Below are 1,454 nucleotides of genomic sequence, written 5' to 3' on the forward strand. Positions count from 1 at the left end.
CATCGTCCACAACGAGACCTGCCCCGTGGTGGTGTTGCGCCACAGGACGTCGGCCTTGCCGTCGCCGGTGTAGTCCTGCGTGCCCAGCACTTCGCTGCTTGCCTCCACGCTGACCGCAACGTTGCTCTGCTCCACCAGCCCCGTGCTGGTCGCCGTGCGCCCGTCCATCGTCCACAGCGACACCTGCCCCGTCGCGGTGTTGCGCCACAGGATGTCCGCCTTGCCGTCGCCGTTGAAGTCGCGCGCCTGAGCCACCGTCCAGCCCGACGCCGCCGTGATCGTCGCGGCCGCCCCGTTCAGCTGCACCACGTTGGACGCGCTCACCGTCGAACCGTTCATCTCCCACAGCAAAAGCTGCCCGGTGCCGCCGTTGCGCCACAGGATGTCCGCCTTGCCGTCGCCCGACAGGTCGGCCACGCTTTCCACCGCCCACGCCGTCCCCGGCGCCACGTTGGCGCCGTTGAGCTGCACCGCGTTGGACGACGTCACGGTGGCGCCGTTCATCGCCCACACCAGCATCTGCCCGCTGCTGGTGTTGCGCCACACCAGATCGGCCTTGCCGTCGCCGGTGAAATCGCCCGTCCCCTCGACCTGCCACGCCGCCCCCGGCGCCACCGCCGCCCCGTTCAGTTGCACCGCGTTGGACGACGTCACGGTGGCGCCGTTCATCGCCCACAGCAGCACTTGGTTGCTGGTGCCGTTGCGCCACACCAGGTCGGCCTTGCCGTCGCCGGTGAAGTCGCCCACCGCCTCGACCTGCCACGCCGTCCCCGGCGCCACGTTGGCGCCGTTGAGCTGAACCGACGCCGCCGACGTGACGGTGTTGCCGTCCAGCGCCCACACCGTCAGCGCCCCGCTCGTCGGGTTGCGCCACAGCACGTCGGCCTTGCCGTCGCCGGTCAGGTCGGCCAACGCCTGCACCGACCACGCGCTCGACACCGTCGCCGCCGCCCCGTTCAACTGCAGCGCCGTGTCGCTCGCCACCGCCGTGCCGTTCAGCCGCCACAAAGTGAGCTGCCCGCTCGTCGGGTTGCGCCACAGCACGTCGGCCTTGCCGTCGCCGCTGGCGTCCGCCACCCCCTCCACCCGCAGCCCGCTCACGTTCGCCGTCCCAAGGCCGGTGTAGGTGACCGCCCCGGTGTTGGCGCCGCTCACCGCGCTGGCTCCGTTCATCGCCCACATCAGCACCTGGTTGCTGGTGCCGTTGCGCCACAGGATGTCGGCCTTGCCGTCGCCGGTGAAGTCGGCCGTGCCTTCCACCTTCCAGGTTTGCGCCGGCGCCGCCGCCGCGCCGTTGACCTCCACCGTGCTGGCCGAGGTCACCGTGCCGCCGTCCATCGTCCACAGCAGCACCTGGTTGCTGGTGCCGTTGCGCCACAGGATGTCGGCCTTGCCGTCGCCGGTGAAGTCGGCCGCGCCCTCCACCTTCCAGGCTTGCGCCGGCGCCACGGCCG

General features: G+C 71.4%; 1 protein-coding gene. It reads right to left on the bottom strand.

What is annotated here, in order from left to right; genetic code table 11:
* Nucleotides 1–1,454: FG-GAP repeat domain-containing protein (locus J2852_RS31240; protein WP_209883179.1), on the bottom strand; the 1,454-nt coding region annotated here is incomplete at both ends.

This window comes from Azospirillum soli, from assembly GCF_017876165.1.
Taxonomy (GTDB): Bacteria; Pseudomonadota; Alphaproteobacteria; order Azospirillales; family Azospirillaceae; genus Azospirillum; species Azospirillum soli.